At 69.0% G+C, this 8,130-nt stretch carries 9 protein-coding genes; 4 read left to right on the top strand and 5 right to left on the bottom strand.

The annotated features are described in order from the left end of the window. Positions 1–7: 7 nt before the first annotated feature. Positions 8–688, top strand: a complete 681-nt coding sequence (locus ABT294_RS08860; protein WP_350804576.1) for a Crp/Fnr family transcriptional regulator — start codon at positions 8–10, stop codon at positions 686–688. On the opposite strand, the gene ABT294_RS08865 is transcribed toward ABT294_RS08860, so the two are convergent. From ABT294_RS08865 to sp36, 4 genes are read right to left on the bottom strand one after another with little or no spacing between them, the layout of a single operon-like run. After that, positions 670–1,461, bottom strand: a complete 792-nt coding sequence (locus tag ABT294_RS08865; RefSeq protein WP_350804577.1) for an MBL fold metallo-hydrolase — start codon at positions 1,459–1,461, stop codon at positions 670–672. The two genes, ABT294_RS08860 and ABT294_RS08865, sit on opposite strands and share 19 nt — an antisense overlap. Then, complete coding sequence (locus ABT294_RS08870; RefSeq protein ID WP_350804578.1) at positions 1,458–2,270, bottom strand: NUDIX hydrolase; 813 nt, start codon at positions 2,268–2,270, stop codon at positions 1,458–1,460. Before ABT294_RS08870 ends, ABT294_RS08865 begins: the two co-directional genes overlap by 4 nt. A 49-nt stretch (positions 2,271–2,319) precedes the next feature. After that, on the bottom strand, positions 2,320–2,778 hold the full coding sequence (locus ABT294_RS08875; protein ID WP_350804579.1) for a RidA family protein: 459 nt from the start codon (positions 2,776–2,778) through the stop codon (positions 2,320–2,322). Next, entirely contained in the window at positions 2,775–2,930 is a 156-nt protein-coding gene (sp36, locus tag ABT294_RS08880) for a Sp36 family protein (RefSeq protein ID WP_165959776.1), read from the bottom strand. Before sp36 ends, ABT294_RS08875 begins: the two co-directional genes overlap by 4 nt. A 127-nt stretch (positions 2,931–3,057) precedes the next feature. Between sp36 and bagA the strand changes: the two genes are divergently transcribed. Beyond that, positions 3,058–4,059, top strand: a complete 1,002-nt coding sequence (gene bagA, locus ABT294_RS08885; protein ID WP_350804580.1) for an ATPase BagA — start codon at positions 3,058–3,060, stop codon at positions 4,057–4,059. After that, positions 4,056–5,189 carry an ATPase BagB gene (bagB, locus tag ABT294_RS08890; RefSeq protein ID WP_350804581.1) on the top strand — a complete coding sequence of 378 codons (1,134 nt, stop codon included), beginning with the start codon at positions 4,056–4,058 and terminating at the stop codon, positions 5,187–5,189. The genes bagA and bagB overlap by 4 nt, the downstream gene beginning before the upstream one ends. 44 nt (positions 5,190–5,233) lie before the next feature. Here the strand turns inward: bagB and ABT294_RS08895 are convergent, their stop codons facing one another. After that, positions 5,234–5,530, bottom strand: a complete 297-nt coding sequence (locus tag ABT294_RS08895; protein ID WP_148036282.1) for a WhiB family transcriptional regulator — start codon at positions 5,528–5,530, stop codon at positions 5,234–5,236. Between the two features lie 279 nt (positions 5,531–5,809). On the opposite strand from ABT294_RS08895, the gene ABT294_RS08900 reads away from it, so the two are divergent. Beyond that, positions 5,810–7,996, top strand: coding sequence for a transglycosylase domain-containing protein (locus ABT294_RS08900; protein WP_350804582.1), 2,187 nt, complete (start codon positions 5,810–5,812; stop codon positions 7,994–7,996). Positions 7,997–8,130 lie beyond the last annotated feature (134 nt).

Genomic DNA, 8,130 nt, shown 5'->3' on the forward strand with positions numbered 1-8,130 from the left:
AGGCACAGTGAACACCGATGACGTGCTGGGCAAGGCCCCCCTGTTCGCCGCGCTCGACCGCGAGAGCGCAGCCGCGCTGCGCACGAGCATCACCGAGGTGCAGCTGTCCAAGGGGCAGACGCTCTTCCACGAGAACGAGACAGGCGACCGGCTCTACGTCGTGCTCGAAGGCAAGATCAAGCTTTCGCGCACCTCACCCGACGGCAGGGAGAACCTGCTCAGCGTGCTCGGCCCGAGCGAGATGTTCGGCGAGCTGTCCCTGTTCGACCCCAGGCCGCGCACGGCCACGGCCACGGCGCTGACCGACGTGCGGCTGGCCGGGCTGGGCCACGACGACCTGCGCCCGTGGCTGACCGGCCGCCCCGAGGTGGCGCTCCACCTGCTGCGGGCGCTCGCGCAGCGGCTCCGCCGCACCAACGACGTGCTCGCCGACCTGGTCTTCACCGACGTGCCCGGACGGGTCGCCAAGCAGCTCCTCGACCTCGCCGAGCGGTTCGGCGCCAAGACCGAGGACGGCCTTCGCGTCCACCACGACCTCACCCAGGAGGAGCTGGCCCAGCTCGTCGGCGCCTCGCGCGAGACGGTGAACAAGGCCCTGGCCGACTTCGCCCAGCGCGGCTGGCTGCGCATCGAGGCCAAGGCCGTGGTCATCCTCGACATCGACCGGCTCTACAACCGCTCCAGGTAGTCGAGCTGCGCCCGCACCGACATCTCGGCGGCGGGCCAGAGTGCCTCGTCCACGTCCGCGTAGACGACGCGGACGATCTCTCGCGGGGTTCGCGCTCCTTGCGCCAGCGCCGCCCTGATCTGGTCGAGCCGCTGCCGTCTGTGCGCGATGTAGCCGTCGAGCGCCCCGATCGGGTCGGGGAGCACCGGGCCGTGGCCCGGCAGCAGCGCCCGCGCCTCCAGGCTCTCCGCCACCGCCCTGAGCCGGTCGAGGCTGCGCAGGTAGTCGGCCAGGCCGCCGTCGTCGGCGATGATCGTGGTGCCCCTGCCGAGCACGGTGTCGCCGGTCAGCATCGCCCGGTCCGACGGCAGCCAGAAGCAGAGCGAGTCGAACGAGTGCCCCGGCGTGCCGTACACGTGGATCTCCACGCCTCCGGCGGTGACCACGTCGCCGTCGGCGAGCCCCTCGTCTCCGAGCCTGTGGCGCGGGTCGAGGGCCCGCACCGGCGCGTCGACCAGAGCCGCGAAGCGCTTGGCGCCGCCGCTGTGATCGGGGTGCCCGTGGGTGAGGAGGATCTCGCCGACCCTGCGCTCGCCCAGGTGCTCCCGCACCCGGCGCAGGTGCGCCTCGTCGTCGGGCCCCGGGTCGACGACGACCACCTCGTCCGGCCCGCCGATGACCCAGGTGTTGGTGCCGTCGAGGGTCATGGGCGACGGGTTGGGCGCGAGCAGGTTCTCGGTGTGTTCCGTACGGGAGCCGTCGGGCGTGTCGAGGGGGATGTGCAGGCCGCTCATGCCGTCATCAGCCGCATCTGGCCGTCGATCTCCACGGCCCTCGGGAGGATCGTGACGATCTCCCGTGGAGCCGCCAGCACGGCCTCGACGGTGTCGAAGTCAGACAGCTCGGTCAGAGTCTGGTGGGTCGGCGGCATCAGGAAGATCGCCTTCCGGCGTGCCAGGTCGATCGCCGACACCGGACGCTTCCAGGTCACCTGGTCGGCCTCGCCGCCGACGTCGCGGGTGCGCTGGCCCTCGGGCAGCACGGCGACGAAGAAGCGGGTGTCGAAGCGCAGCGGCTCGATCTCCGGGGTGATCCAGTGGGCCCAGGGCTTGAGCAGGTCGGAGCGGAGCACCAGGCCGCGCCTGGCGAGGAAGTCGGCGAAGGACAGGCTCCTGTCGATGAGCGCGAGGCGGTCGGCCTCCCAGTCGTCGCCGGTGGTGTCGGCCACGACCGAGCCGGGGCCCGGCCCCGCCACGAGGACGCCCGTCTCCTCGAACGTCTCGCGCACGGCGGCGCAGACCAGCCCCCGCGCGACCCTCTCCTCGGCGCCGAAGACCTCGCCCCACTCCTGCGGGGACGGCCCGGCCCAGGCCACGGCCTGGTCGGTGTCGCGCGGATCGACCGAGCCGCCGGGGAAGACGTACGCGCCGGCCGCGAAGGCCATCGTGGCTTTCCGCCTGAGCAGGTACACCTCGGGGCCCCGGCGCCCCCCGCGCAGGATCACCACCGTGGCGGCGTCCCGCGCGGGGACCGGCTCGACGCGTCCGGAGAGGACGTCCCGCGCGCGTTCGACGAGTTCTTCTGGGAGCGGAAGACCAGCCACATGACCTCCTTCTAGAACATCACTCGGTCATGGTGACATATCCGGACTCTCAGGAGACCTCCGCGATCAGCTCCACTTCCACCGGAGCGTCCAGCGGAAGGGCCGCCACGCCGACCGCGCTGCGCGCGTGCTTGCCCGCGTCGCCCAGCACGTCGGCGAGCAGCTCGCTGGCGCCGTTGGCGACCTGCGGCTGCTGGACGAAGGCCGGGTCGCTGGCCACGAAGACCACGACCTTGACGATGCGCTTGACCCGGGCCAGGTCGCCGACCTCGGACTTCAGCGCCGCCAGCGCGTTCAGCGCGCAGATCCGGGCCAGCGCGGCGCCCTCCTCCAGGCTCACGTCCGCGCCGAGCTTGCCGGACTGCGCCAGCTTGCCCTCGACCATCGGCACCTGACCCGAGGTGTAGACGAGGTCGCCGGTGCGGACCGCCGGCACGTAGGCCGCGAGCGGCGCGACCACCTCGGGCAGGGTCAGGTCGAGCTCCGCGAGCTTCTCGTCGGGGGTCACTGCTTCTCCCTCTTGAAGTAGGCGACAAGCTGCTCGGGCGTGGCACCCTGCAGGATCTGGACCAGCTCCCAGCCGTCAGCACCGAAGTTGTCGAGGATCATCTTGGTGTTGTGGATCAGCACGGGGGCCGTGAGATACTCCCATTTCTTCATGAGGGCCAGCGTAGGCCCTGAGACCCGCAGCCTGTGGTGCACCGCTGAACGCGGCGCACCGTAGTGTGAGCAATCTCAAAGGGTGGTTGTCGGCTGACGGCAAATGACCGTTCGGTAGCCTCGAAACGTGGACTCTCGGGACACGGATTGGGACGGCGTGCGACTCCACGTCGTCACCGGCAAGGGCGGCACCGGCAAGACGACGGTCGCCGCCGCCCTCGCTCTGGCGCTCGCCTCGGGCGGCCGCAAGGTACTCCTCGTCGAGGTCGAGGGCCGGCAGGGCATCGCGCAGATCTTCGACAGGCCACCGCTGCCGTACGAGGAGCGCCGCATCGCCGTGGCCCTCGACGGCGGCGACGTGTACGCGCTGGCCATCGATCCCGAAGAGGCCATGCTCGAGTACATGGAGATGTTCTACGGGATGCGCCGGGCGGGTCGCGCGCTGACCAAGATGGGCATCGTCGACTTCGCCACCACCGTCGCCCCCGGCTTTCGCGACGTGCTCGTCACCGGGAAGACCACCGAGGCGGTGCGCAGGCGTGGCAGGAACGGCAAGCGCGTCTACGACGCGGTGGTGCTCGACGCGCCGCCGACCGGCCGCATCACGCGTTTCCTGAACGTCACCCAGGAGGTGGCCGGGCTGGCCAAGGTCGGCCCGATCAAGAATCACTCCGAGTTGGTCAACGGCGTGGTGAAATCTCCGGAAACAGCAGTGCACTTCGTGACCATGCTGGAGGAGATGCCGGTCCAGGAGACGCTCGACGGCGTCGCCGAATTGCGTTCGGCCGGGCTGCCTCCTGGCGGGATTTTCATCAATATGGTGCGCGAATCACTCCTCCCCCAGGCCGTACTTGACACGGCTGTCAAGGGCCGATTCGACGTCGGTGAGCTCGCTCTCGGCCTCAAGGCCGCCGGGCTGGCCGACAACGACGACGCGTCCGCGGCGGCAGAGGCGCTGGCGGAGGAGGTCGTCGAGCACGCGCACCGCACCGCGCTCGAACGCGCGGAGCGCGAGTCGCTGGAGGCGGCGTCGCTGCCCCGCTACGAACTGCCGCTCCTGTCCGACGGCGTCGACCTCGCAGGGCTGTACGAACTGGCAGAGAGCATCCGCAACCAGGGAGCAGCGTGAAGAAGCCCGTCGTCCTCGACATCGACGCGATCCTGGATGACCCCGGCACCAGGATCGTCGTGTGCTGCGGCGCCGGCGGCGTCGGCAAGACCACCACCGCCGCCGCGCTGGGGCTGCGCGCCGCCGAGCGCGGCAGGTGCGCGGTCGTCCTCACCGTCGACCCGGCCCGCCGCCTGGCCCAGTCGATGGGGCTCACCGAGCTCGACAACACGCCCCGGCTGGTCAGCGACAACGTGAACGGGAACGGCGGGCAGCTGTTCGCGATGATGCTCGACATGAAGCGGACCTTCGACGAGATCATCGAAGCGCACGCCGACCCGGAGCGGGCCCGCCAGATCCTGTCGAACCCCTTCTACCAGTCGCTGTCGTCCAGCTTCGCCGGCACGCAGGAGTACATGGCGATGGAGAAGCTGGGCCAGCTGCGCCGCTCCGACGAGTGGGACCTGATCATCGTCGACACCCCGCCGTCGCGCTCCGCCCTCGACTTCCTGGACGCCCCAGAACGCCTCGGACGCTTCCTCGACGGCCGGTTCATCCGCCTGCTCACCGCCCCCGCCAAGGCAGGAGGACGGAGCGCGTTCCGGCTGCTCAACGCCGGGTTCGGGCTCGTTGCGGGCGCGATGACCAAGCTGCTGGGCGCACAGGTGATCAAGGATCTGCAGACGTTCGTGTCGGCGCTCGACGCGGTGTTCGGCGGGTTCAGGCAGCGCGCCGAGATGACGTACCAGCTGCTGCAGGCGCCGGGCACGGCCTTCGTGGTGGTGGCCGCGCCCGAGCGCGACGCGATGCGCGAGGCGTCCTACTTCGTCGAGCGGCTCGCCGAGGAGCGCATGCCACTGGCCGGGCTGGTGGTCAACCGGGTGCACGAGTCGCCCGCGCCGGCGCTCTCAGCCGCCCGCAGCGCCGCCGCGGCCGAGGACCTGGAGTCGCGGGGCGAGCACGAGCTGACCGCCGCCGTGCTGCGGCTGCACACCGGCAGGATGCAGCTCGCCGCCCGCGAGCACCGCGAGCAGGAGCACTTCCTCTCAGCTCACCCCACTGTCCCGGTCACCCGGGTGCGGGCCATGTCGGAGGACGTCCACGACCTGACGGGGCTCCGCAGGATCGGAGAGCTCCTGTCGAGCGCATGACAGTACGGCCGGCGACATCGCCGGCCGTACGTGTCGGGACCTGGTCAGCCCGCGATCAGCTCGTTGGTTCGTTCGTACTCTTCCTTGGCGGACTCGAGTAGCTCACGCCACGAGTCCACATCTGGCCGCCGCCGTAGCAGAGCCCGGCGTTCCCGTTCCGTCATGCCGCCCCATACGCCGAACTCGATGCGGTTGTCCAGCGCATCGGCGAGGCATTCGGTACGGACCGGGCATCCTCGGCAGATCAGCTTCGCCCTGTTCTGCGCGGCCCCCTGGACGAACAGAGCGTCCGGGTCCGCACCTCGACAGGCGGCACGGGAGGTCCAATCCGTGATCCACATTTTTCGACCCCACTCCCCTTAGGTGGTCAGTCGTCATTTGGGGCCGACGGGCGCGGGCGCCGAGCCTCCGTATTCAGTTGCCGCAGAGGAGAACGTACGCAACTACCCGTTCGGGCCGACAGACCCCAGAGGACCAATTTCTCGGCGGGCTCTTGACCGGGAATGACTAGTCACCCCCGCCAGTCAAGGCGAAATGGTGCCTGCCTACCGATAAGGTCACTCTTTCGACGTACTCTTGGTTCTGTGCAAGCTCAGGGTAAAGATCGTTCCTCGCCGGTCGTGAGCGTCGTGCGGCTCATCGTCGCCGGCGCCGCTGCCGGCGTGCTGACGGCGGCCATCGCGTTGCCCGCCGTGGGCGGCGCGGGTGTCACCGCCAAGACCGCGATGGAAGAGATCAATCTCAAGCCGGAGGACCTCGACGAGCCTCCGCTACCCGAGCGCACCGTCCTGCAGGACGGGAACGGCAAGCAGATCGCCCAGTTCTTCTTCGAGAACCGCCAGTCGGTGACCCTCGACAAGGTCGCCCCCATCATGCAGACGGCGCTGATCTCGATCGAGGACTTCCGCTTCTACCAGCACGGCCCGATCGACGTCGAGGGCACCGTGCGCGCCATGGCCAAGAACTTCACCAGCGGCGGCGTCACGCAGGGCGGCTCGTCCATCACCCAGCAGTACGTCAAGCAGGTGCTGCTCAACGCTGCCGAGACCCCAGAGGAGCAGGCCGCGGCCATCGCCCCGACCCTGTCACGCAAGCTCAACGAGCTGCGTTACGCGATGGCGATCGAGAAGAAGTACTCCAAGAACCAGATCCTGGAGAAGTACCTCAACATCGCCTACTTCGGTGCGGGCGCGCACGGCATCCAGGCCGCGTCCAAGCGCTTCTTCGGCAAGCCCGCGTCCGAGCTCAACCTGGTCGAGGCGGCCACGCTGGCGGGCGCCGTGCAGAACCCGAACAGGACCGACCCGAACGTCAGCAAGAAGTCCAGGGACGCGCTGCTGACCCGGCGCAACGTCGTGCTCGACCGGATGGCTCAGCTCCAAAAGATCACTCCGCAGCAGGCCACCGAGGCCAAGGCCAAGAAGCTCGGCTTCAAGGACACCAAGGTGCCCGGCGGCTGTGAGGTCAGCAAGTACCCGTACTTCTGCCTGTACGTCCAGAACGAGATCCTGAACAACGAGGAGTTCGGCAAGACCGCACAGGAACGCCTGAAGCTGCTCCAGCGGGGCGGGCTGACCATCAAGACGACGATCGACCCGAAGATGCAGGAAGCGTCCGAGAAGGCGATCAAGAAGTACGTCAGCTCCAAGGACAAGCCCGTCGCCTCCCAGGCGATGATCGTGCCGGGCACCGGCGAGATCAAGGCGATGGCCGCGTCCCGCGAGTTCGGCAGCAACAAGAAGAAGAACCAGATCAGCTACAACGTCGTCGCCGACGGCAGGCACGGCGGAGGCGGCGGCTTCCAGCAGGGCTCGACGGCCAAGCCGTACACGCTGGCCACGGCGCTGGAAGAGGGGCTGAAGTACAACGACGGCTTCCCGTCGCCCGCCACCTACCAGGCGCCCGGCTACGGCTCCTTCAGGAACTGCAAGAACGAGCGCGTCGGCGACCCGTCGCACACGGTGAGCAACTCCAGCGAGAGCAGCGAGGGGTTCAAGACGCTGCAGACCGGCACCTGGGGCTCCGTCAACACGTTCTTCCTCAAGCTGGAGGAGCGCGTCGGGCTCTGCAAGGTCGTCAAGATGGCCAAGCGCCTCGGGCTCAAGCGGGCCGACGGCGCCAAGCTGGGCGAGTACGAGACGTTCACGCTCGGCATCAACGAGGTCGACCCGGTCACCGTCGCCAACTCCTACGCCGTCTTCGCCTCCCGCGGCAAGTACTGCAAGCCGCTGGTGATCACCCAGATCACCGCCCGCGACGGCAAGACCACCCAGTACAAGCCGAAGTGCTCGCAGGTCATGGAGGAGGAGGTCGCCGACGCGGTCAGCGGCATCCTGTCGGGCGTGTTCACCAAGGGCACCATGCGCGAGGTCGGCGGCATCGGCAGGGACGCCGCCGGCAAGACCGGCACCACCGACGGCTACACCGCCGCCTGGTTCGCCGGCTACACCCCGAACCTGTCCAGCGCCGTCAGCCTCGGCGACCCGCGCGGCGCGTTCGACCACCGGCTGATGGGCGTCACCATCGGCGGGCGGTACTACTCCTACGTGTACGGCGCCTCGATCTCCGGGCCCATCTGGAAGGCGTCCATGCTGCAGGCGCTCAAGGGGGTGGAGCCGGCGTCGTTCACCCCGGTCGACAGCTCCCGCTTCGGCGGCTGCGGCGACGGCTGCGCCCCGAAGAAGCCCGAGAAGAAGAAGGACGACCAGGGCGGCCCCCCTGACCCCAACGACCCGTTCGCCATGTTCAACATGAACGACAACGGCAACCAGAACCATGACCGCGGACGCGGTCACAGGCGGCACTGACCCGTCCGTTCCGGGCAACCAAAGGCCCCCGCCGCTCGTTCGCGGATTCGAGGGGTCGTCGCAACACAGTGATCAATTACTGGCTGCGAGCAGCATAGTGAGACGCTCGGCTGGGGTATCCCAGTCGAGCGTCT

The organism is Nonomuraea sp. NPDC000554, assembly GCF_040300065.1.
Classification (GTDB): domain Bacteria; phylum Actinomycetota; class Actinomycetes; order Streptosporangiales; family Streptosporangiaceae; genus Nonomuraea.

Coding starts and splice junctions, on each gene's coding strand:
- ABT294_RS08865 (WP_350804577.1), bottom strand. CDS start 1,461: ATGAGCGGCCTGCACATCCCCCTCGACACGCCCGACGGCTCCCGTACG.
- sp36 (WP_165959776.1), bottom strand. CDS start 2,930: ATGAAGAAATGGGAGTATCTCACGGCCCCCGTGCTGATCCACAACACC.
- ABT294_RS08895 (WP_148036282.1), bottom strand. CDS start 5,530: ATGTGGATCACGGATTGGACCTCCCGTGCCGCCTGTCGAGGTGCGGAC.